This window comes from Rhizobium chutanense (assembly GCF_002531935.1).
In the GTDB taxonomy this organism is placed as follows: Bacteria; Pseudomonadota; Alphaproteobacteria; order Rhizobiales; family Rhizobiaceae; genus Rhizobium; species Rhizobium chutanense.
On record NZ_NWSV01000004.1, the window covers coordinates 118071 to 138932 of the forward strand.

At 62.9% G+C, this 20862-nt stretch carries 20 protein-coding genes and 1 pseudogene; 6 read left to right on the forward strand and 15 right to left on the reverse strand.

The window, feature by feature from the left end; all coding sequences use genetic code 11:
* Positions 1 to 46: 46 nt before the first annotated feature.
* Together CO666_RS07880 and CO666_RS07885 are read left to right on the forward strand one after the other, a co-directional pair.
* Positions 47 to 688: a UdgX family uracil-DNA binding protein gene (locus CO666_RS07880; RefSeq protein WP_143540264.1), complete on the forward strand. Its 642-nt coding sequence runs from the start codon at positions 47 to 49 to the stop codon at positions 686 to 688.
* A gap of 144 nt (positions 689 to 832) precedes the next feature.
* Positions 833 to 1087, forward strand: a complete 255-nt coding sequence (locus CO666_RS07885; RefSeq protein WP_097611515.1) for a DUF2934 domain-containing protein — start codon at positions 833 to 835, stop codon at positions 1085 to 1087.
* Positions 1088 to 1293: 206 nt separating this feature from the next.
* On the opposite strand, the gene CO666_RS35135 is transcribed toward CO666_RS07885, so the two are convergent.
* The gene (locus tag CO666_RS35135) at positions 1294 to 1629 is read right to left on the reverse strand and encodes a hypothetical protein (RefSeq protein WP_179869634.1); all 336 of its coding nucleotides are present in this window, start codon (positions 1627 to 1629) and stop codon (positions 1294 to 1296) included.
* A 126-nt stretch (positions 1630 to 1755) separates the two neighbouring features.
* Between CO666_RS35135 and CO666_RS07895 the strand changes: the two genes are divergently transcribed.
* The 3 genes from CO666_RS07895 to CO666_RS07905 are packed head-to-tail and all read left to right on the forward strand — an operon-like array spanning position 1756 to position 3149.
* Complete coding sequence (locus CO666_RS07895; protein ID WP_003564065.1) at positions 1756 to 2070, forward strand: hypothetical protein; 315 nt, start codon at positions 1756 to 1758, stop codon at positions 2068 to 2070.
* Positions 2071 to 2126: 56 nt separating this feature from the next.
* Positions 2127 to 2417, forward strand: coding sequence for a DUF3175 domain-containing protein (locus CO666_RS07900; protein ID WP_097611517.1), 291 nt, complete (start codon positions 2127 to 2129; stop codon positions 2415 to 2417).
* A 6-nt stretch (positions 2418 to 2423) separates the two neighbouring features.
* Positions 2424 to 3149: a glutathione S-transferase gene (locus tag CO666_RS07905; RefSeq protein ID WP_097611518.1), complete on the forward strand. Its 726-nt coding sequence runs from the start codon at positions 2424 to 2426 to the stop codon at positions 3147 to 3149.
* A gap of 12 nt (positions 3150 to 3161) precedes the next feature.
* Here the strand turns inward: CO666_RS07905 and ligD are convergent, their stop codons facing one another.
* The 14 genes and pseudogenes from ligD to CO666_RS07975 form a co-directional block, all read right to left on the reverse strand.
* On the reverse strand, positions 3162 to 4040 hold the full coding sequence (gene ligD, locus CO666_RS07910; protein ID WP_097611519.1) for a non-homologous end-joining DNA ligase: 879 nt from the start codon (positions 4038 to 4040) through the stop codon (positions 3162 to 3164).
* The gene (locus CO666_RS07915; protein ID WP_097611520.1) at positions 4037 to 5044 is read right to left on the reverse strand and encodes a DNA topoisomerase IB; all 1008 of its coding nucleotides are present in this window, start codon (positions 5042 to 5044) and stop codon (positions 4037 to 4039) included. The genes ligD and CO666_RS07915 overlap by 4 nt, the downstream gene beginning before the upstream one ends.
* Before the next feature lie 15 nt (positions 5045 to 5059).
* Entirely contained in the window at positions 5060 to 7216 is a 2157-nt protein-coding gene (glgX, locus tag CO666_RS07920; protein ID WP_097611521.1) for a glycogen debranching protein GlgX, read from the reverse strand.
* Between the two features lie 99 nt (positions 7217 to 7315).
* Positions 7316 to 8110, reverse strand: coding sequence for an SDR family NAD(P)-dependent oxidoreductase (locus CO666_RS07925; RefSeq protein WP_097611522.1), 795 nt, complete (start codon positions 8108 to 8110; stop codon positions 7316 to 7318).
* 327 nt (positions 8111 to 8437) lie between these two features.
* Positions 8438 to 9652 carry an MFS transporter gene (locus tag CO666_RS07930; protein WP_097611523.1) on the reverse strand — a complete coding sequence of 405 codons (1215 nt, stop codon included), beginning with the start codon at positions 9650 to 9652 and terminating at the stop codon, positions 8438 to 8440.
* Positions 9653 to 9764: 112 nt separating this feature from the next.
* Positions 9765 to 10247 (reverse strand): GNAT family N-acetyltransferase, encoded by a 483-nt coding sequence (locus tag CO666_RS07935; RefSeq protein ID WP_097611524.1) that lies wholly within the window; start codon positions 10245 to 10247, stop codon positions 9765 to 9767.
* Between the two features lie 49 nt (positions 10248 to 10296).
* Complete coding sequence (gene pcaF / locus CO666_RS07940) at positions 10297 to 11502, reverse strand: 3-oxoadipyl-CoA thiolase (RefSeq protein WP_097611525.1); 1206 nt, start codon at positions 11500 to 11502, stop codon at positions 10297 to 10299.
* A 9-nt stretch (positions 11503 to 11511) separates the two neighbouring features.
* Complete coding sequence (locus CO666_RS07945; protein ID WP_097611526.1) at positions 11512 to 12201, reverse strand: CoA transferase subunit B; 690 nt, start codon at positions 12199 to 12201, stop codon at positions 11512 to 11514.
* Positions 12198 to 12905 carry a 3-oxoacid CoA-transferase subunit A gene (locus CO666_RS07950; protein ID WP_097611527.1) on the reverse strand — a complete coding sequence of 236 codons (708 nt, stop codon included), beginning with the start codon at positions 12903 to 12905 and terminating at the stop codon, positions 12198 to 12200. Before CO666_RS07950 ends, CO666_RS07945 begins: the two co-directional genes overlap by 4 nt.
* A 137-nt stretch (positions 12906 to 13042) precedes the next feature.
* Positions 13043 to 13366: pseudogene (locus CO666_RS07955) on the reverse strand (hypothetical protein); the annotation flags it as partial.
* A 215-nt stretch (positions 13367 to 13581) separates the two neighbouring features.
* Positions 13582 to 14766 carry a gluzincin family metallopeptidase gene (locus tag CO666_RS07960; protein WP_097611529.1) on the reverse strand — a complete coding sequence of 395 codons (1185 nt, stop codon included), beginning with the start codon at positions 14764 to 14766 and terminating at the stop codon, positions 13582 to 13584.
* A 44-nt stretch (positions 14767 to 14810) separates the two neighbouring features.
* A complete protein-coding gene (locus tag CO666_RS07965) occupies positions 14811 to 15554 on the reverse strand; it encodes a TfuA-like protein (protein WP_097611530.1) in 744 nt (247 codons plus the stop codon).
* Between the two features lie 9 nt (positions 15555 to 15563).
* The gene (locus CO666_RS07970) at positions 15564 to 16739 is read right to left on the reverse strand and encodes a YcaO-like family protein (RefSeq protein WP_097611531.1); all 1176 of its coding nucleotides are present in this window, start codon (positions 16737 to 16739) and stop codon (positions 15564 to 15566) included.
* Positions 16740 to 16764: 25 nt separating this feature from the next.
* Positions 16765 to 19833: an ATP-binding protein gene (locus CO666_RS07975; protein ID WP_097611532.1), complete on the reverse strand. Its 3069-nt coding sequence runs from the start codon at positions 19831 to 19833 to the stop codon at positions 16765 to 16767.
* A gap of 227 nt (positions 19834 to 20060) precedes the next feature.
* On the opposite strand from CO666_RS07975, the gene CO666_RS07980 reads away from it, so the two are divergent.
* A complete protein-coding gene (locus tag CO666_RS07980) occupies positions 20061 to 20819 on the forward strand; it encodes an IclR family transcriptional regulator domain-containing protein (RefSeq protein WP_097611533.1) in 759 nt (252 codons plus the stop codon).
* Positions 20820 to 20862 lie beyond the last annotated feature (43 nt).

The window sequence follows — 20862 nt, forward strand, 5'->3', positions numbered from 1 at the left end:
ATCCCGGCACAGAACGATTGGTCCTGAGGAGATGAGGACCGCCATCATGAACATCGCCGCAAATCTCGGTCCGGCCCTGGCGCTCGACATCGCGGATGCGACAAGTATTGCCGGGCTCCGGCATCAGGCCGAAGGCTGCACCCGCTGCGATCTCTACAGGAATGCCACGCAGATCGTCTTCGGCGAGGGGGCTGGGAAAGCCGAGATCGTCCTTGTCGGCGAGCAGCCGGGCGACCAGGAAGATCTGATCGGCAGGCCCTTTGTCGGTCCGGCAGGCCGGCTGCTCGATCAGTGCCTTGAAGAGGCCGGTCTCGACCGCGAGCGCTGCTACGTCACCAATGCCGTCAAGCACTTCAAGTTCACGCAGCGCGGCAAACGGCGGCTGCATGCAAAACCCAATGCCGGCGAGATCCGGCGTTGCGCCTGGTGGCTCGGCGCGGAACTCGGCATCATCAAACCGAAACTCGTCGTCACCCTCGGCGCAAGCGCGCTTTACGCGCTGCTCGGGCCGAAGGTAAAGCTGACGCCGGAGCGTGGCCATATCCTGCATCCGGCAAACCGTCCGCCTGTCCTGGTCACAATCCACCCCTCCTATCTCCTGCGCATTCGCGACGAGGCCGAGCAGCGAAGGCTGCGCCGGAATTTCGTGTCAGATCTGCACAAGGCGGCGGAGTTTCAGCTCCGCTGATTGCCGATTCTAAACCCTGGCATGCTGCAATGCGAAAATATTTGCGGTTGCAGGGCGATTTCTCTTGAAACAGCCCCGCTCCTCTGGAACCATCCGGGGCAGTATCGCGTTCGAACGACGGCATCATGTGACTGGAGATCAGCGATGACAGAAACTCGGGACGAGTGGATCAAAAAACGTGCCTACGCCCTCTGGGAAGAAGAGGGCTATCCGACAGGGCGAGACTCCATCCATTGGGAACAGGCACGACACGAGCGCGAGGCGCTCGACGGCTCCGCTGCTTCTTCCGCCGGCAAGGAAATCAAGCCCAGGGCGAAGCGAAGCGTCGCCGGCAGCAAGACGAACGGCGTCGTCACACCGGCGCCGAAACGGACGGCGAGCCGCAAGACGGCGTCCTGAATACCGCAATACCGAGCAGATCGATTGAATAAAGGGCGTCGTCGCGGCGCCCTTTGATGCTGTTTGTCATATGCCTGAATTAGTTGTGCTTTATGGAATTTCAAAGGTGGGCTTCCTCGGGGGTGAACAGAGGCCGGATGACGCAGCAAGCTTTGAGGCTTCCCAAAAAACTTGAGCCCTCGCCGGAGAAGCGGGAACGACGGCATTCACTGGCTGTTTGTGGCGAAACCGGGGAAGTTGCCATGAACGACGGCCATACCGATATTCTCTTCGCCCCGCTCGCCACAGCCGGCGGCCGCCCGTCGACCGCGACCGTGTGAGGGATGGAGATGTCGCTCCTCGTCATCGCCGCACTGCTCTATGTTGGTCTCGCGCTCGGCTTCATCCTTGTCGTCGACAATCTCGTCGGGTTGGTTTTCCGCGATCCCCGTCAGCCGGTGCAGCCGCCCTCCTTCGACATCGGCCGCGCCTTCGCTGCATCGCAAAAGCTCCACCGAAAATAACAGCCGCGGTCGCGCCTCAGACAGTTTCACGTCGATCATCCCGTCTCCACCGGAAGCTGGCACTGCCGGCATTGTTCCGCATCCCGCCTTTTCCTGCCGATGCGCTCGCCGGAACTTTTGCGGTCGGCGACGGTTCAACCCCTTTGCAAACCAGAGGAGGCTGATATGCCGAGAGGTGACAAGTCCGACTATACCGATAAACAGAAACGCAAGGCCGAGCACATCGAAGAAGGCTACGAGGATCGCGGCGTCTCCGAGAAGGAGGCCGAACGGCGCGCCTGGGCGACGGTCAACAAGGAAAGCGGCGGCGGCAACAAATCCGGCTCCGGCCGCGGCAAGAAGGATACGCATGAATCCTCCGAAAAGGGTGGCCGCGCCGGCGGCGCTGCATCCGCCGCACGCTCGAAAGCCGAACGCTCCGCCTCGGCGAAGAAGGCAGCCGCGACGCGCAAACGCAACGAACACCACAGCCACCACTAACAAGTAAGCCGAGGTTGGTGGTCTGCCGCCACCGGCATCCGGCAAAGGGATCAGTCATGGCCAAATCGAAGAAGAAATGGTCGCAGGACGTCACCGAACACAGCGACGCGATGGACTTGAAGAAAGGAGCGTTCAAATCGGACGATCCGAAGAAGATTGCCCGCTCCATCAAGCACTCCGCCGAGGAAAGCGATCGGCGCAAGTCGAGCCCCTTCCGCGCGGCCATGTCGATGCTGACCTTCTACATCAACCGCGCCGGCGACCAGCTGACGAAAAAGCGGCGCGGCACCCTTGAAAAAGCCAAGGACGAACTGCGAAAAGACTTCGGTCGTCAACCGAAGGGCTAAGCGAATATGCCATACGAGCTTTATTATTGGGACGGCATCCAGGGTCGTGGCGAATTCGTGCGCTTGGCGCTGGAGGAAGCCGGCGCCGACTATATCGACATCACCCGTGAACCCGGGCGCGGCACCGGCGCCATGTTTAAGATCATGGAAAGCGAAAGCGAACCGCACATTCCCTTCGCGCCGCCCTTCCTCAGGGATGGCGACCTCATCATCGCGCATGTCGCCAATATCCTGTTTTATCTTGGCCCGAAGCTCGGTCTTGCGCCCGAGAATGAAGGGCTTCGCCATGTCGCCAACGGCCTGCAGCTGACCATCACCGATTTCGTCGCCGAGGTGCACGATACGCACCACCCGATCGACATATCGCTCTACTACGAAGACCAGAAGCAGGAGGCGAAAGCCCGCTCGGCCGCCTTCATCCACCAACGCATTCCGAAATTCCTCGGTTATTTCGAGCGTGTGCTGGAGCAGAACCCGAACGGCTCTGGCCACATGATCGGCAATGCGCTCACCTATGTCGACCTGTCGATCTTCCAAGTGGTCGAGGGCCTGCGCTATGCCTTTCCGAAAGCCATGGCCAGCCGCAAGGCGGAATACCCCGCTCTGTTCGCATTGCGCGACGCGGTGGCGAAGCGCCCGAACATTGCCCGCTATCTCGCCTCCCCTCGCCGTCTCGCCTTCAACGAGGACGGAATCTTCCGGCATTATCCCGAACTCGATAGCGCCGGATGAGGTCGGAGCCGCTTATTCCAGCGGTGCGGCCGCATCGAAGAAATCGCTCCAGGGGTCCTTCGGCCGGGTCCGCAGTCGCTGCGGCACATTGGCGAGCGTGAAAGCCGCCGGGCCGGTCACCTCGTTCAACTCCTGCCAATCGAGCGGCATCGAAACCGGAGCACCCGGTCGCGCCCGCGTCGAATAGGCCGCGACCGCCGTATTGCCGCGGCCGTTGCGGAGATAGTCGATATAGATATGCCCGCCGCGTTTGGCCTTCGTCGCGGTCGAGAGATATTTGTCCGGCATATCGGCCGACATGCTCTCGGCGAGCGAGTGGGCGAAATCCTTGACCTCGGCCCAGCCGGCCTTCGGCGCCAGCGGGCTCACCACATGCAGCCCCTTGCCGCCGGAGGTCTTGACGAAGGCGGCAATCCCGCGGGCTTCCAGCCGCGCCTTCACGTCGAGTGCGGCCGCAATCACCGCGCTCCAGGCCACGTCTTCGCCGGGATCGAGATCCATGGTGATCATGTCAGGTCTTTCCCAATGATCGATCGTCGTGCCCCAGGGATGGATCTCGAGCACGGCCGACTGCACCAGTGCCGCGACGCCGTTGAAATCCACGATATCAAGCAGCTTTTCGCCGTCGGCATCCTGCGGGTCGGCGACCTCCTCGATATGGGGATTCATGCCCTTCCAGGCGTGTTTCTGGAAAAACCGCTGATGGCCTTTTATTCCGTCCGGCAGACGCAGCAGCGCCAAAGGCCGGTTGACGACATAGGGCGCCATGAAGCGCCATACCGCGGCGTAATAATCGGCGAGCGCCTGTTTGGTCACGCCCTCGTCCGGCCAGTAGAGCCGGTCGGGATGGCTCAACGATACGTCTGATTTCGGCAAATTACCCGGGCTCATTCCTCGATCTCGCGTGTCAGGAAATCAAGTAGCCTGTTTTCCTCGGCCCGCAAGCCCCGCAGCGGTTCGGTGCCGCTGTCGATCAGCGGATGATCGTTGCCGGCGAGCGCGGTGATCGCCGGATGAATATAGCTCGAGCGGGAGATTGCCGGCGTGTTGTGCAAGGTCTCGGCCGCCGCCTCCGACATTTCCTTCACCGTCGGCCGGCCGCCGCGCATGATCGTCTCGCGCGCCGCCCCGAACGCCGCGAGCGACCCTGCCCAGGTGCGGAAGGTCTTCGCCGAAATCGGAATCTGCGATATCTCGGCCAGATAGGCGTTCAGCCGCCCGGAATCGATCGGTTTCAGCGCCCCGCTTTCATCCTTCCAGACGAAGAGCTGGCGGCCGGGCAGGTCGGCGATTTCCTCCAGGATCTTCTGCAGCCTCGGATGTTTGAGGCTGCGCTGGACGCGCTTGCCGCCCTTGGCGCGGAATTTCAGCTCGATCTGTCCGTCGACGATCTTCAGGTGCCGCTTCAGCAGCGTCGTTGCGCCATAGGTGCCGTTCTCCCGGACATAGGCCTGGTTGCCGACCCGCAAATGCGCCTCGTCGAGCAGGGTCGTCAAAGCCGCCAGCACGCCGTTGACATCCTCCGCGCCGGTGTCGAGATGACGCAGCACCGTGCGGCGTATCCTCGGCAATGCCCGGCCGAATTCGATCAGCTGGTGGAATTTTCCAGCGCTGCGGAAGGATTGCCAGTCCTTGTGGTAGCGGTATTGCTTGCGCCCGCGCGCATCATAACCCGTCGCCTGCAGGTGGCCGTTTTCATAGAGGCAGATCCAGACATTCTCATAGGCCGGCGGCAGGCCGAGCGCGCCGATGCGCGCCCGCTGCAATTCATCGGCCAGCGTCGTGCCATCCGGCATCACATAGCTGAAGCCCTTGCCCTTCCTTCGCCTGCGGATGCCCGGTTCGGTATCGCTGACATAGACAAGGCCGAGTTCGGTGATGGCTTCGGCATTCATGCTCTGATTGACCTGCTATTTGCTGCGGCGGCCGAACTGGAACCAGCGGCGGCGCTGGGCCTTGGTCGCGCCCTCCGGCGGCTGGGTCTGCCCTGTCGGCGCAAAAACGGCCGCGCTCTGGGTATAGACGATGACGGGATTGTCCTGGTCGTGCACCTGGAAAGCGCCGGTCTCCGCCCCTGTGTCGAGAACCCGCGACCATTGCGTCAGCCCGTTCACCTCGGGCAGATGGACTTCGCAATCGCCGCCGGCGTTGAGGACGAGGAAGAGATCGTCCATCGTCTCGGTATCCGGCGCCTGCGCGCTTTTCGAAATATAGACGCCGAGCACCTGCAATCCGTCGTCGTTCCAGGCGCCGTCATCCATGAAGCTGCCGTCCGGCTTGTACCAGGCGATCTCGATACGCCCGTCCTCGCTGGTCTCGCCGGTCAGAAACCGCTCCTGCCTGAGGACCGGATGAGCCTTGCGGAAGGCGACGGCCTGCCGGCAGAAATCGAGGAAGGGATCGTCGAGCCCATCCCAACTCGTCCAGCCGATTTCATTGTCCTGGCAATAGGCATTGTTGTTGCCGCCCTGGCTGTTGCCGAGTTCGTCGCCGGCCAGGATCATCGGCACGCCCTGGGACAGCATCAGAGTCGCCATCATGTTGCGCCGGCGCCGGGCGCGGGCCGCATTGATACCGGCATCGTCGGTGGCGCCCTCAGCGCCCATATTGTCGGAATGATTGTCCGAATGGCCGTCCCTGTTATCCTCGCCGTTCGCCTCGTTGTGCTTGCCGTCGAACGAGACCGTATCCGTCAGCGTGAAACCGTCATGGGCCGACAAAAGATTGATCGAGGACGTCGCGCCCCGGTCTGAATGGTTGAACTGCGGCGCCGAGCCGGTGACACGGGCCGCCACTTCCGACACCATGCCGCCATCGCCCTTCCAGAAACGGCGCACGTCGTCACGGAACTTGTCGTTCCATTCGCGGAAGGGGTACGGGAAACCACCGACCTGATAACCGCCCTCGCCGATATCCCAGGGTTCGGCGATCAGCTTGACGCCGGCCAGGATCGGATCCTGGCGGATCGCCCCGAAGAACAGGCCCTGCCGATCGAACTCCAGATCCTGCCGCCCCAGCGTGCTGGCGAGATCGAAGCGGAAGCCGTCGATATGCATGACGCCCACCCAGTAGCGCAGGCTGTCGAGCACCATGCGCATCACCATCGGGTTGGCGACATTCAGCGTATTGCCGGTGCCTGTCGTATCGAAGGTGTGACGGGGATCGTCGGGCGAGAGAATGTAATAACTCGCATTGTCGAGCCCGCGGAAGGAGAGCGTCGGCCCTTTCTCGCTGCCCTCGGCCGTGTGGTTATAGACCACGTCCATGAAGACCTCGATGCCGGCGGCATGGAACTTCCGCACCATGGTCTTGATCTCGGTGATCTTGTCGCTCGACATGTAGCGCGATTGCGGCGCGAAGAAACCAAGCGTCTGGTAGCCCCAATAGTTCCTCAGGTTCTTTTCCAGAAGATAACGATCGTCGAGGAAATACTGGATCGGCAGGAGCTCGATCGCCGAAATGCCGAGCTTGACCAGATGATCGATGATCGGATCGCTGCACATGCCGAGAAAAGTGCCGCGCAGCCGGTCCGGCACCTTCGGATGCGTCATCGTCAGGCCGCGCACATGCGCCTCATAGATGATCGTATCGGGCCAGGGGCGGCGGATCGCCTCTTCACCCGCCCAATCGAAGTCCGGATCCTGCACCACGCCCTTGACCGTGAAAGGCGCGCTGTCGCGGTCGTCGAAGGAAAGGTCGTCCTCGCCGATCCGATAACCGAACAGCGCGTCGTCCCATTGCAGCTCCCCCGTCACCTGTTTGGCATAGGGATCGAGCAAAAGCTTGTTGGCGTTGAAGCGGTGGCCGGCGTTGGGCTCGTAGGGCCCATGGGCGCGATAACCGTAAACGGTGCCCGGCCCGATGCCGGCGATATAGCCCGACCAGATGTCGCCCTCGCGTTTCGGCAGCGGCAGCCTGGCGACTTCCTCTTTTCCGTCAGGTGAGAAGAGGCAGAGCTCTATCTGTTCCGCATGGGCCGAGAAGACCGCGAAATGCGTCCCGGAACCCGTATACTCCGCCCCCAGCTCCGGCTTGAGGAAGTCGAGTTCCGAAAATGAAAAGCTCATGATGCCCCGCTTGGTGATATGGCCAAGCGGGAAACGTCATGGCGGTTCGAAAGTTCCGTCCTTGACGGGAAAAGCCTAGGATGCGGCTCGCCGAGACCGCTATGGCATCAGCTGGCCGCCATTGACCTCGATGATCTGGCCGGTGATGTAACCCGACAGGGTCGGTGAGGCGAGGAAGAGATAGGCGCCGACGCAATCCTCGGAGGTACCGACGAAGCCCATCGGGATCGACTTGCGCTGCAGCTCCATCTGCTCGTCATTGGTGTAACGCTCGTGGAAGGGCGTGGCGATGACGCCGGGCGCCACCGCATTGACGCGAATCCTGTCGGCGACGAATTCCTTGGCATGGCCGCGGGTGATCGTCGAGACGAAGCCTTTGGAGGCGGCATAGAGGATCGCGCCGTTGCCGCCGCCGTTACGGGCGGCGATCGAGGTGGTGTTGATGATGAAGCCGCCCTGCTTCTTCAGCCAGGGATGGGCCGCCCGCGTGGCCGCCAGCACCGAGCGGGCATTGAGATCCATGACCGCGGCATAATGCGCATCGGTATATTCCGAGGTCGGCTTGCGCCCCAGCATGCCGCCGGCATTGTTGATGAGGCCGTCGAGATGACCGAAGGTCTTCGCCGTCTCCTCGACGACCCGCTCGGTCTCCCCTTCCCTCGAGACGTCGCCCTGGATCAGATGCACAGTGCCGCCGGCCGCCCGGATCTCCTCGCCAAGCGCCTCCGCCGGCTCGCGGCTGGCATTGTAATGCACGCCGACCTTGGCCCCTTGCGCCGCAAAGGCGCGGGCAAGCGCCGCCCCGATCCCGGTCGAGGCGCCGGTGATCAGCACCGCCTTGCCGGCGAGATCCGGCAGTTTGATGGATGCAAGCAATTGCGCAAGTTCTGCCATGGCTACAAAGCCTCCCGAAAACCAAGGACATAGGTGATGAAACAGACGGGGGAAGTCTATCAGCCGAAATCTGAGAAGGGCAATGCACGAAAATGGGAGATTTGCATCTTCGCGGGGATGCCGTGGCTGTCTCGCTCGCGTGAACGACCCCTCCCCAACCCCTCCCCACAAGGGGGAGGGGCTTAACCTGCCGCACCCGTTTTCCATATCTGCGACGTTTCGAGTGGGACGAGGCAGGCGCTCCGGGTTAGTCCCTCCCCCTTGTGGGGAGGGGTTGGGGAGGGGTTTTCCAGTGGCCTGACAGATCTCCTTGATTGGAGAAACTCATCACGAAGACACGCCCAAAACCGCCTCCTGCTCCCGCCGGGCAAGAGGCGGGAATGCCAGCGCAATCGCCGCAGCCCCGAGCCCCACCATCGCCGAGCCGATGAACAGCCAGGAATAATTGGCAAAAGTGTCGAATATCCAGCCGCCGATCAGAGGACCGAAGGCCATGCCGAGGCTGGAGAGCATCGTCGCTGCGCCGAGGACGGTACCGATGATGCGCTGGCCGAAATATTCCCGCGCCAACACCGCATAGAGCGGCATCACGCCGCCATAGGCGCTGCCGAAGACGATGGCGAGCGCGTAGAATTCGGTCAGCTCGCTGACGAAGAGATAGGTCGCGAGTGCGAGCGCCTGTACCAACAGGCCGGCGACCAGGACCGGCTTCACCCCGATCCTGTCGGCGAAGGTGCCATAGAGCAGCCGGCCGCCGAGGCCCGCCAGCCCTTCGACGCTGTAGATGCTGACGGCCGCCATCGGTGCGACGCCGCAGATCGTTGCATAGTTCACCATATGGAAGATCGGCCCGGAATGGGCCGCGCAGCAGGCAAAGAAGGTCAGGCCCAGTACGATGAACTGCGGCGACCGGAAGACCTTCGACAGCTGTGGCCGGCCGCCTTCCGCGGCAAACTCGGTGCCGGCATCGACGCTCTCGGCAGGCGGGCGCCTGACCAGCAGGGCGGCCGGCACCAGCAGCAGCCAGGTCGCAATGCCGATGATCAACATCGCCGGCCGCCATTCATAGGCGGAGATCAGCCAGCGCGCGAAAGGCGAAATCGTCATCGGCGCGACCCCCATGCCGGCGGAGACGAGCGACACGGCAAGACCGCGGTTCACATCGAACCAGGCGGTGGTCGCCGCGATCATCGGCGCGAAGAAGGCGCTGGCGGCCAGTCCGACCAGGATGCCATAGGTGAGCTGGAACTGCAGCAGCGTCTCGGCGCGGCTCGCCAGCACCAGCGCCAGGCCGAGCAGCAGAGCCCCCGTCAAGACGACGATGCGCGGGCCGAAACGGTCGCTTGCCGTACCCCAGAGGAAGCCGCCGACGCCCATGACGAGGAAATTCAGCGTCATCGCACTGGCGATCCCGACATGCGACCAGCCGGTGGCGGTCGCGATCGGTTCCTGGAAAATCGCCAGCGAGAACATCGCGCCGATAGCGACACATGACATTAAGGCGCCCGCGGCGACAATGACCCAACGATAGGAAACACTCATGGCTTCATACCTCCATGCCGACAGAGTGATCGCGACGCGTGCGCCTCGCAATCTCAAGACGTTCGAGCCGCCGCGATTTCGACAGCCGCTCCCATCTTTTTTGCCGGGAGCCCTACAGAGTCCGAAACATCACCAATGCGTCGACATAACCCTCGCTGGGATGGAGGAAGACGGCGGGAAGCCGGCCGACGATCTCGAAGCCGAGGGATTGCCACAGCTCGACGGCGCGCCGGTTGCTGCTGACGACGAAGTTGAACTGCATCGCCCGAAAACCCCGCAGGCGGGCATGCTCCAGCGAATGTTCGTGCATCCGGCGGGCGACGCCGCGGCCGGCCGCGGCGGGATCGGTCATATAACCGCAATTGCAGACGTGCCGGCCGCCGCCGGCCTGATTGGCCTTGATGTAATAGGTGCCGAGGACGACACCGTCCTCTTCGGCGACGAAGGTCTCGCGGTCCGGCCCCATCCAGTAGGCAAGCGCATCGGCCTCCGAGAGATCACGGTCGAGCGCATAGGTCTCACCGGCACGGATCGTCGGGCCGATGATCCTCCAGATCGCGTCTCGATCGTTCTTGTCTGCGGGTCGGATCAGCATGCCCGATTTCTACAGAAGCCGGGCATGCCGTGCAATGGATTGACCGAATTCAAACCCTTTCGAGCGCGATCGCGATCCCCTGCCCGACGCCTATGCACATGGTCGACAGCGAATATTTTCCGCCGGTCTCGGCAAGCTCCAGCGCCGCCGTGCCGGTGATGCGGGCGCCCGACATGCCGAGCGGATGGCCGAGCGCGATTGCGCCGCCATTGCGGTTCACCCGGGTGTCGTCATCGGCAATGCCGAGGGCGCGCAGCACCGCCAGCCCCTGGCTGGCAAAGGCCTCGTTGAGTTCGATGACGTCGAACTGTTGCTGCGTCATGCCGAGCCGGGCCATCAGCTTGCGCGAAGCCGGGATCGGACCGACGCCCATCACCCGCGGCGGAACGGCGGCGGCAGCCCCGCCGAGGATGCGGGCAATCGGCTTCAGGCCATATTTGCGCGCCGCCGCTTCCGAGGCGACGATCAGCGCCGCCGCCCCGTCATTGACGCCGGAGGCATTGCCGGCCGTGACCGTGCCGCCTTCCTTTTTGAAGGGGGTGGCGAGTTTCGCCAGGGTCTCGATCGTGGTCGCGCGCGGATGCTCGTCCTTGTCGACGATGACGGAATCGCCCTTGCGCTGCGGGACGGTCACCGGGGTAATTTCCTTCGCCAGCCGCCCGTTCGCCTGGGCGGCGGCGGCCTTCGCCTGGCTGCGCACAGCAAAGGCGTCCTGGTCTTGGCGGCTGACGTGATAATCCTCGGCAACGTTCTCGCCGGTCTCCGGCATGGAATCGACGCCGTACTGCTTCTTCATCAGCGGATTGACGAAGCGCCAGCCGATCGTCGTGTCGTGAATTTCGGCGGCGCGCGAAAAGGCCGTCTCGGCTTTGGGCATGACGAAGGGCGCGCGCGACATGCTTTCGACGCCGCCTGCGATCATCAGTTCGGCCTCGCCGGCACGGATGGCGCGGGCCGCTGACATCACCGCGTCCATGCCGGAGCCGCAAAGCCGGTTGATCGTCGTGCCCGGCACCGCGATCGGCAGGCCGGCCAAGAGCGCCGACATGCGCGCGACATTGCGGTTGTCCTCGCCCGCCTGGTTGGCGCAGCCGAAGATCACGTCGTCGACGGCTTCCCAGTCGACGGCGCCATTGCGCTCCATCAGCGCCTTCAGCGGAATGGCGCCGAGATCGTCGGCGCGCACCTGCGAGAGCGAGCCGGCAAAGCGGCCGATCGGCGTTCTGATATAGTCGCAGATAAAGGCTTCGGTCATGGCTTTTCCTCAGAGGTTCGGAACGGTGAGTTCGGCCACCGGCCCGTCGATGTGCAGAGGCGCGCCAGTCATGGCCTGTAGCTCCTCCAGCGACATGGCGGCGAGCTTCTCGCGCAGAACGAAGCGCCCATCGACGATGTCGATGACGGCGTGGCTGGTATAGACGCGGGTGATGCAGGCGACGCCGGTCAGCGGGAAGGTGCATTTCTCCACCAGCTTCGGCTCGCCTGTCTTGGTGACGTGCTCGGTGATGACGCAAACCTGCTTGGCGCCATGCACCAGGTCCATGGCGCCGCCGACCGCCGGTACGCCCTTGCTGCCGACCCGCCAGTTGGCGAGGTCGCCGCTCTGGGCCACCTGATAGGCGCCGAGGATCGCGACGTCGAGATGGCCGCCACGCACCATGGCGAAGCTGTCGGCATGGTGGAAGAAGGCCGCACCCGGCTTCAGCGTCACCGCCTTCTTGCCGGCGTTGATCAGGTCCCAGTCCTCTTCGCCTTCGGCCGGCGGCTCGCCGAAATTGAGGATGCCGTTTTCGGTGTGGAAGATCGCCTGACGGCCGGGCGGCTGATAGCGGGCGACCATTTCGGGGAAGCCGATGCCGAGGTTCACATAGGCGCCGTCGGCAATGTCCTGTGCGGCGCGCCAGGCGATCTGCGCATTGGAAAGCTTGATGTCATCCCTGATATCGATGGTCATATGTAGGCCACTCCGGCTCGGATGAGCTCTTCTTCCTGCTGGGGATTGGGAACGGTGACGACGCGGTCGACGAAGATGCCGGGGGTGACGACATGCTCGGGATCGATGCCGCCGGCCGGCACGATCGACGAGACCTGGGCGATGGTCTTTGCCGCCGCCATGCACATCAGCGGATTGAAGTTGCGGCCGGCCTTGTTGTAGGTGAGGTTGCCCTGGACGTCGCCGACCTGCGCTTTGACGATGGCGAAATCGGCCTTCAGCCAGCGCTCCTGCACATAAGGGCGGCCATCGAATTCGGCGATAACCTTGCCCTCGGCCAGCTCGGTGCCGTAGCCGGTCGGCGTGTAAAAGGCCGGGATGCCGGCGCCGCCGGCGCGGATGCGCTCGGCGAGCGTGCCCTGCGGCACCAGTTCGAGTTCGATCTCGCCGGCCAGATATTTATCGGTGAAGGCGCGCGGATCGGAGGAGCGCGGGAAGGAGCAGATCATTTTCCGGACCAAGCCGGCATCAATCATTGCGGCGATGCCGATGCGGCCGTTGCCGGCATTGTTGTTAATTACGGTCAAGTTTTTTGGAGCCTTGTCGATCAAGGCATGGATCAGTTCGATCGGCGCGCCCGAGCCGCCGAAACCACCGATCATGACGGTTGCGCCGTCACCGATCTCGGAGACGGCCTCCGCCGTACTCCCGACTGTCTTGTCCATGTGGGATTTCTCCTTGGCTATGCGGTCGGGACCTGCCGGTCCTCTCCTCCAGCGTCAGAGATAAAACGCAGGCACGGCAGAGGGCAAGATAATTTGTGCGATATTTGATATTTGTTCATATATCGCACAAACTAAGGTCAATCGCGAAGCCGCTGCGGTGCGAGCAATTGCGTCTGCGCATAGGCCAGCGGCGAGCGGTTGCCGGGCAGGTTTTCGTCGAGCACCAGCGTCTTGAGGTCGTCGGCGCGCAGGTCGAGGGCGATCACCCGTTCGAGCTTGTCCAACGACCAGACGGAATAGCCGAGCTCCCGCGAGTAGCCGCAATCGCACCCGCAGCCGTCTGCGGGTATGTCCGTGGCCTCGACGGGGAGACACATGATCTTCGGCCTCGGCAGCTTGTAACAGTGGCCCTCATAGGCGTAGCCATAGATCACGCCGATGCTGATGATCCCGGCATTGCCGGGATCGATCGGAATGTAGCAGTTGCCGACCTTGAGCCTGATTCTGTCGGAACCCGCTTCGGCTTCACCCTCTCGCATCGGTTTTGCGTCCTTGCCGGGCGGACAAAATTCTTTTCGCCCGTAGAGACGGACCTCGCTGGGATTGAATGGCACTTTACCTGTTCCAATGAACGGATTTTCAGAGCAGCAACTCATTTCCCCTCTCCTCTTCAGGCTCACCGCGAGCCGATGATTTCACGCCATACAAAGTTTTCCTCTAATTGCGCCGCAGCCTGTAGATCCGCAGCCGAGATGATTGCCAGCGCGGCGTCCGCAAGCCGCATCGTGTCCGGATCCAGCCTGTGAAGCGCTGCGCCGATCGCCGCTCCGACGGAATCCCTCGCTTTGGTCAAGGCCAGCTTGAAGAAGAGCGGCCGGTCCCGGCAGGCCGCCGCCGTCGATTGCCGGAACCAGTCGAACTCGTCCTGCGTCAGATCGCGAAGATTGATGGAGAGAAGACGGTGATCGGCGCAGCCGCTGGCAACCAGTTCCCGGTGATAAAGCTCGACGATCGTATCGAAGATCGCACCGAGAAAGGGCAGCGAGCGGTCGTGAACCTCGCTGGTGACTTCCGACATGCGCCGGAAGTTGGTCGCAAGACGGATCTGCGTCTCTGGGCTCGTCTCCGCAAAGCGGTTGAGCTCGTTGTAGAGAAGGAGGTTGCCCTTCGTCCTGCGCAGCAGACGGTCGATGGCGGAATCGAAATGCAGGAACGAGATCAGGGATATGCTGTCCGAGATCGCCTCGGAGAAGGGAAAGAAGTCCGCGTCACGGGAAAGAGCGCCGGGAACCCCGGTCTGCGACAGCGTGATGAGGTGACCGATCTCATGCGCGATCGTATCGAAATTCAGCGCATAGGGCGATTGCACACCACCTGCGTCCGAGTAACCGAGTTCGAGGAAACCAAAGCCCGCCTGCGCATTGTCCCACCGAACGAAGGGAACGATTTCGAGCCGCGGGTAGAAATCGGAAAAGAACCAACGCATCGGCCGCGCAAGATAGTTGCGCCAGGCCCCCAGAACGAAATGAATGCAAGCATAGGCATGGACGCCGAGATAGTCGCGCGATCTCGGGTCGAGACTATCGAAACTGCCGTCCGGTCCGGGCCGGACGGAACGCCGCCGGGGGCCGCGATAGGGCGGCAAGTCCCTGAAACCATAAGGCTCCTTGTCGTACAGCGGATCGGCGACATACATCGATCCGTCGCTGGGGCCATCAGCAATCTCGTCAGGCAATATCGACAGCAAAACGCGATCCGGCTGCTCATATCCAAGGATAAAGGGCGGCTGGGGAAATATCCAGAATCGAGTCCCAAGACCCGGCTCGGTCATTTTAAGTGATATGTCAGGAGGTAATTCCATAGCTCAACTACTCAATTAGATGAGTTATATGGCAACAACTTAAATTAGTACTTGCTAATTAAATTGATGTCAATAGATCCGGCCTCCAGATCTCGCAGGAAAGTATTGGTTATCGTATAGGGCAAGCTTGCAGGCCTGCTCTTCGACAAGGCGGGAGCCAGCCGAAGCGCCAGCCGAGCATCGGCCGCCTTCTGCGCGATCAAATGGCTGCGCAGCAAGGCCGATCTTTCCGCCGGCCATTGCGCAGCGGCAAGCACCTTTCGAAGGGAGCGGTCGCGGAAATTAAGCCGCCGGGCGGCGGCGATGCCGGCATCCATTTCCGCTTTGGCAATCAGGCCACGCCGGTAGAGCGCCGTAAAACTGCGCTGCAGATCGACCAGCGCCTCGGTCAAAGCCGTAAAGCCGAGCTCCGCGGGGCCGCATTGGACCGCGACGGCATCTTCCGCCGTCAACGGCCAACGCCTGTACCATCGATAGATGAGGCCGACGCCGATCATGCCGAATGGATGCAGCTCGGCGGCCCGGAGCGCCCCCATGCTTGCAGCGCCGATCATCACGATGCCCTGCGACAGCGCCCAGAGAATCTCCTTGTGGCGCACCGCCGGCCTGTCCTCGAAAAGACCGTCGATCAAGACCATGGCCTTGGGGCGAAATGCGTGGGCGGCAAGGATGATATCGCCTTGCGAAACGGGCTGCAGATAGACGGCGTCGAGAATGCGCTGCGCCTCCGGCAAGCCAAGCGTCGGACCGAGAAAGACGAGTATGGGACTGTCCGCTGTCTGATCCATCCCGCGCCCTCACCGCTCGACTGCAAAAGGGCGCATGCCCGCAAGGACCGTGCGCACGCAATGAATATCCGGATCGCTGTCAGACGCGACCGGAACGGCGAGAACCGGCCCGAGGCCGGCTGAAACGATCCTTGCCAGGAGATCGGCAAGGTCGGTCGCCACAGGCAACACCTCCACCTCGATCGAGGCCGCACCGTCACCGAGAATGAGATCGCGGGCATCGGCAAGCACGGCCCTGCTCGGCCTCGTATAATGTTTGCGCGTCTGGTCGTCGCGCGCGCCGGATATCGCCCCGGCTCGGGCCGCCAATGCTTCGAGCAAGGCGCCAAACGCCGCGTCACGAAGATCGAGATCGGCACAATAACCTTCCGTCGGCAAGGCGAGCACCGGTTCGCCTTCACCGGCTTCAATCGTCTGGCACCAGACGACCGGAATCCGCGTCGGCGAAGGGGCCCGCCAGAAGGCAGCCGATATTCCGAGCGCGGCGAGATGCGAGAGAACGTCCTGAACCGCCGTGCCCAATCCCGACAATGGCAGCCTCATCCGATCCATGAAGCCGTGGGTTTTGAAGGCCCGGGCAATCGCATCCCGCTCTATGCATTCCAGCAGCCCATGCCGCAAGGCGGCGAAGTCCGACCGGTGGCATGCGAGGCCTGTCGTGGTGCGCAGAAAGACGCCGTCATGGGGTGGAGGCGGTTCGGTATAGATCGTGTGCACGAGTTCGAACGGGATGGGCGAGCGAGCACCGGTTGCCATATCGACACCCATGATCCAGCCGATCTCGCGTTCGCGCCAAGTCGTATCGGAAGCAGGAAGGCGGAAGCCGTCGAAGGCCCCGGCGCCGATCCCCAGCCTTTCTGCGCTCGACAGGAAGACACGGGAGGCGGGAATTGCCTCGGCGTAAAAGCGCTCGAGCGATTCCATGATCGCTCCGATCGCGGCAGGAATTCTGGACATTCCACGGCCGAGCGAAGTGACCTCAGACAATGCCGCCGGCCGTATGGCCTGGACGACCGGAAGTCCGATCCGATCGAGACCGGTCAGATCGGCGATGCGGGTGATCCGGGCGCGACGGCAGGACGGCAGCAAGGAGCGGAAATAGGCCTCGGCGCCCTCAGGGTCCGGCTCCGCCGATACGAGGGGCATATTTGCATTGACGATGCCGGCATGAAATGCCGAGAGCATGTCCCTCCCGTCGGCGGAGCAAACGTCAGAGCTCGCCGGCAAGACCGAACTCCTTTGCCGATCGTTGCGATCGATGCAGCAAGGCAACCGCGCCTTGCTCCTCAGCAATGACGAGCGCCGTCCGCAGATCCGCAAGCAGAGCCGGCTCCCCTGCCTTGGCGTTCGACAGCAGCAGCGCGCGACGGCGGTGAAGCTCGGCGAGCCAATAACGATGGCCTGTCGCCATCGCCTCGCCGATGGCATCGGTGACGACCTCGATCGCCGTCTGATATTTCCGCGCCTCACCGAGCATGGTCGCATGCATGTAGAGATAGATCGGCAGATCGGCGACGGTTCCGAGCTCCCTCAGAAGCGCCAGGCCGCGATGGAAAATTTCCTGACCGCGTGGCAGATTTTCGACATGCGCCGTCGACCATCCGCGAAAGACCATCGCCAGTGCCGACAGGGATTGCAGCTCGTGCCGTTTGGCAAAATCGCCCATCCTGGCCGAGATCTCGATCAGGCGTGCGTGATCGTTGCGATAGAAGGCCGATACCGCCTCGGTATCCAGCGAGTGCGACTTGCTCGGCATATGGGCGATGCGGTCGGCAAAAGCGACCATGTCGGCGAGCGCCTTGCTGGATTCCTCGGTCTGCCCCGTCAGCCACAGCGACAGCGCCAGCTGTCCGAGACCACAAACCTTGGCGTCGTGGCCGAAGACATTGCGGCTCGCCTTCGCCGTCTCCTCGTCGTAAAGCGCAAGCCCCGCCTCTATCGCTTTTTGAGCCTCCCGCTGCCTTCCGACATTGAACTCGATCGCCCAGATCGAATGGTTGACCTGCAACTCGATCTCGCGATCGGCGATCCCGGAAAAAATGGCCTGAACTTTCCGCGCACGGCTGTGCATTTCCGTGAAATTCTGCCCGGTCAGCCACCAGCCCCAATAGAGCGGAAACCACTTGGGCTGATCTTCCTTCGGCTGGCGGTGGGCGATCTCGACGGCTTTTTCGTAAAGCGTTCGCGCCGGCGCCGAGTTGGGTCCGACCGTCGCCGTCAGCAGCGGTCCAAGCACCATCAACACCGACAGGCGCAATTCATCCGAAACACCGTCGGGCACGGTCTCGCAAAGAGCCAGGGCATGTTCGAAATGGTGGCGCGCCTCCACCATCGCCGATCGGCTGGCATGCTCCCTTCCGGCCTGCGTGAACAGCGAAACCGCATGCGCCAGAAGCCCTGCGGATTCTGCATGCTCGGCAAGCGCACCCGTATCCAGCCAGCTGGCGATCGCAGGGTTGCTGTTGGCCGCCATGAACAGGCGGCGGTGGAGAAGCTGGCGCTGCGTTTTCAACAGGCCGTTGTAGATCGTCTCCTGGATCAGCGCGTGTCGAAAGCCGTAGGCGATCCCGCCATGGGCCCGCACCCGGGTCAGGAACCCGGTCTCGCACAGCGTTTCGGCGGCATGCAGGAGAGATTTCCGGTTTGTTTCCGGCAGCAATGGGCGAAGCAGGGAGACGGTAAAACGATCGCCGACGACGGCCCCGGCGCGCGCCACGTCCCGCGCGGAACCCAGATGTTCGAGCCGCGAATTCAGAATAGTCTCGAAGACCGAAACATGATTGCGGGACGGATTTTCCGGCACGTCCATCGCATCTTCGGCCGCCGCATCAAACGCCCATTGGCATATTTCCTCGATGAAAAGCGGGACGCCGCCGGAGATGCGTTCGCTCACCTCAAGCAGCTGCGGCAATGCCTCCCGGCGATGGTTCGGCCAGCGTGCAGCGATCGCCAGCCGGGTTTCGTGGCGGTCGAGCGGGCCGAGCGAGATCTGGTCCGGCTCGTCGCCGTCGAACATGCCGGCAGGAAGGCCCCGCCGGCTGGTGACGATCAGCAATGCGGGCAGCGTAGGCACGAGCCGCGCCGCTTCGCGAAGCATGTGCTCGGAGGTTGGGTCGATCCAATGAACGTCCTCGACGATAATGACCAGCGGCGCCTGCTCGCATATGACGCTCAATGCTTTCGACAGCGCCTGCCGCGCGCGTTTCTGTATCGTCTTGGGAGAACTGTCGGAGACCGTTTCATTGCGCCCGTCCGCGCCGAGCAGATGGGAGAATATGCCGATAATTTCGGGATCCCGGATGCCGTGACGCGCGAACTGGGCGGCGACCGCATCGACCGTCAGCGCCCCGCCGCCTGCAGCGTGGGGACGGCGCTGGGGAAAGCTGTTCAGCAGCGGGTGAAGCGTCGAGCGAAATCCTCCCGGCAGGCATTGAAAGAACAGCGATCGTGCCGGCTGCGCATGGATCATGTGGCGGGCCTGCCGAAGCAGGCGGGACTTGCCGATGCCGGCCTCGCCGGTGATGGCAAGCACCCTGCCCTTGCCGCCGACGGCTGAATTCCAGGCCTTTTCTATGCGGCCAAGCTCGGCGACACGGCCAACGAAGGTGCCGTCCAGCCGTCCGAATGCGTGGAACCGATCGAGTTCCCGTTTGCGGCCGATGGCTCTCCAGACCTTTTCGGGCTCGGAAAAGCCCTTCAACACGCGTGCGCCTTCGGGAACGAAGGCATGCGAGCGGCCGGCGAGATGGCGGGTCTCTTCCGAAACCAGCACGCTGTCGGATTCGGCGGCGGCCTCGAGCCGTGTCGCAAGGGCAAGCGCTGCGCCCGTGACCGGCTCATGGATCCAGTTCTGCAGCTGCGCATCCCGGATCAGGGCAACCGAGGTCGCAACGCCGACACGCACATGCAGATCGTCCCGAATGAGATCGGCGGCGAGGCGCTGACATGCTTCCACGATTCCGAGGCCCGCACGGATCGCCGCCGAGGCAGCATCGCGCGGTCCAAGCTCGATCGGGAAAAGGGCCACGCCGCCATCGCCGGCTTCGACGCGCACGACGCCGGAATGCGCCGTGATCGCCTGCCGCGCCGCCTGCTGGAAGGCGGCGATCATATCCTGATAGTCCTCGATATCCATCAGATTGAAGAGATTGGTGGAGCCGATCAGATCATAACACAGCGCGGTCACGACCCGCCGCTCGCCGCCATGTTGGGAAGGACGGCTATCGCCAGAAACGTCGGTAGATTGCCCCTGCTTACCGATTGGCGTGTCGCGACTCATACACGGCTCCTGCCTTCCGAGTATCGATCATCACGCTACTTCGGCGATCATATCACGGCTGATCCGGGTTGTCGGCTGGGAATGCGGATATCATCCAATCGAGATCGTCCAAATCTATTGGCGCGGGATGTCCAAATCAAATAAGGATCGGTTCCAAATGCCGCAGAAAAACTGTCTTCGGAAAACTGCTGAAGCGCCCGACCCAAAGAGCATCGACAACCCGAACCATGCGCGAAACCGATTTCGTCAGCGGCTTTGCCCGCGGCCTGAAAGTCATCGAGGCCTTCGGTGAAACGCGGCAGCGGCTGTCGATTGCCGAAGCCTCGAAGCTGACGGGGCTCGACCGGGCCACGGTGCGCCGCTCGCTGCTGACGCTCGCCGAGCTTGGTTACGCCGATTACGACGGCAAGTTCTTTACCCTGACGCCGAAGATCCTGCGGCTGGGCCATGCCTATCTCCAGGCGACACCGCTGCCGGCGCTGTTGCAGCCGCATCTCGATCACCTCTCGGAACAGGCCGGCCAGAGCGCCTCGGCCTCGGTGCTCGACGGCACCGAGATCGTCTATATCGCCCGCGCCGCGCAACGCCGGGTGATGTCGATCAACCTCACCCCCGGCAGCCGCCTGCCCGCCTATTGCGCCTCGATGGGCCGGGTGCTGCTCGCAGCTCTTTCCGAGAACGAGGCGCGCGCCATCCTTGCCCGCAGCGAGTTGAAGCAGAACACGGCAAAGACCCGCACCGATCCGGAGGAACTGATCGAAGAATTCCGCCGCGTGCGCGCCGAGGGCTACGCCATCATCGATCAGGAACTGGAGATCGGCCTCTGCTCGATCGCCGTGCCTGTTGAAAACGATCGCGGCGAAACGGTCGCGGCGATCAATATCGGCGCGCCGGCCGCCCTCGTCCCGGCCGCCGAGATGAAGGCGCGTTATCTCAAGCTGCTGAAGGAAACGCAGGCCGCCTTGCGGCCGCTGCTGCGCCGGTGAAGAAAGCCTGACGGCGGCGCGGCCCCGCGCCGAAACCGGGGCC

What these genes read in the sequence shown, in the direction of transcription:
- CO666_RS07880 (WP_143540264.1), top strand. Translation starts at nt 47, where the DNA reads ATGAACATCGCCGCAAATCTCGGTCCGGCCCTGGCGCTCGACATCGCG.
- CO666_RS07885 (WP_097611515.1), top strand. Translation starts at nt 833, where the DNA reads ATGACAGAAACTCGGGACGAGTGGATCAAAAAACGTGCCTACGCCCTC.
- CO666_RS35135 (WP_179869634.1), bottom strand. Translation starts at nt 1,629, where the DNA reads ATGATCGACGTGAAACTGTCTGAGGCGCGACCGCGGCTGTTATTTTCG.
- CO666_RS07895 (WP_003564065.1), top strand. Translation starts at nt 1,756, where the DNA reads ATGCCGAGAGGTGACAAGTCCGACTATACCGATAAACAGAAACGCAAG.
- CO666_RS07900 (WP_097611517.1), top strand. Translation starts at nt 2,127, where the DNA reads ATGGCCAAATCGAAGAAGAAATGGTCGCAGGACGTCACCGAACACAGC.
- CO666_RS07905 (WP_097611518.1), top strand. Translation starts at nt 2,424, where the DNA reads ATGCCATACGAGCTTTATTATTGGGACGGCATCCAGGGTCGTGGCGAA.
- ligD (WP_097611519.1), bottom strand. Translation starts at nt 4,040, where the DNA reads ATGAGCCCGGGTAATTTGCCGAAATCAGACGTATCGTTGAGCCATCCC.
- CO666_RS07915 (WP_097611520.1), bottom strand. Translation starts at nt 5,044, where the DNA reads ATGAATGCCGAAGCCATCACCGAACTCGGCCTTGTCTATGTCAGCGAT.
- glgX (WP_097611521.1), bottom strand. Translation starts at nt 7,216, where the DNA reads ATGAGCTTTTCATTTTCGGAACTCGACTTCCTCAAGCCGGAGCTGGGG.
- CO666_RS07925 (WP_097611522.1), bottom strand. Translation starts at nt 8,110, where the DNA reads ATGGCAGAACTTGCGCAATTGCTTGCATCCATCAAACTGCCGGATCTC.
- CO666_RS07930 (WP_097611523.1), bottom strand. Translation starts at nt 9,652, where the DNA reads ATGAGTGTTTCCTATCGTTGGGTCATTGTCGCCGCGGGCGCCTTAATG.
- CO666_RS07935 (WP_097611524.1), bottom strand. Translation starts at nt 10,247, where the DNA reads ATGCTGATCCGACCCGCAGACAAGAACGATCGAGACGCGATCTGGAGG.
- pcaF (WP_097611525.1), bottom strand. Translation starts at nt 11,502, where the DNA reads ATGACCGAAGCCTTTATCTGCGACTATATCAGAACGCCGATCGGCCGC.
- CO666_RS07945 (WP_097611526.1), bottom strand. Translation starts at nt 12,201, where the DNA reads ATGACCATCGATATCAGGGATGACATCAAGCTTTCCAATGCGCAGATC.
- CO666_RS07950 (WP_097611527.1), bottom strand. Translation starts at nt 12,905, where the DNA reads ATGGACAAGACAGTCGGGAGTACGGCGGAGGCCGTCTCCGAGATCGGT.
- CO666_RS07960 (WP_097611529.1), bottom strand. Translation starts at nt 14,766, where the DNA reads ATGGAATTACCTCCTGACATATCACTTAAAATGACCGAGCCGGGTCTT.
- CO666_RS07965 (WP_097611530.1), bottom strand. Translation starts at nt 15,554, where the DNA reads ATGGATCAGACAGCGGACAGTCCCATACTCGTCTTTCTCGGTCCGACG.
- CO666_RS07970 (WP_097611531.1), bottom strand. Translation starts at nt 16,739, where the DNA reads ATGCTCTCGGCATTTCATGCCGGCATCGTCAATGCAAATATGCCCCTC.
- CO666_RS07975 (WP_097611532.1), bottom strand. Translation starts at nt 19,833, where the DNA reads ATGAGTCGCGACACGCCAATCGGTAAGCAGGGGCAATCTACCGACGTT.
- CO666_RS07980 (WP_097611533.1), top strand. Translation starts at nt 20,061, where the DNA reads ATGCGCGAAACCGATTTCGTCAGCGGCTTTGCCCGCGGCCTGAAAGTC.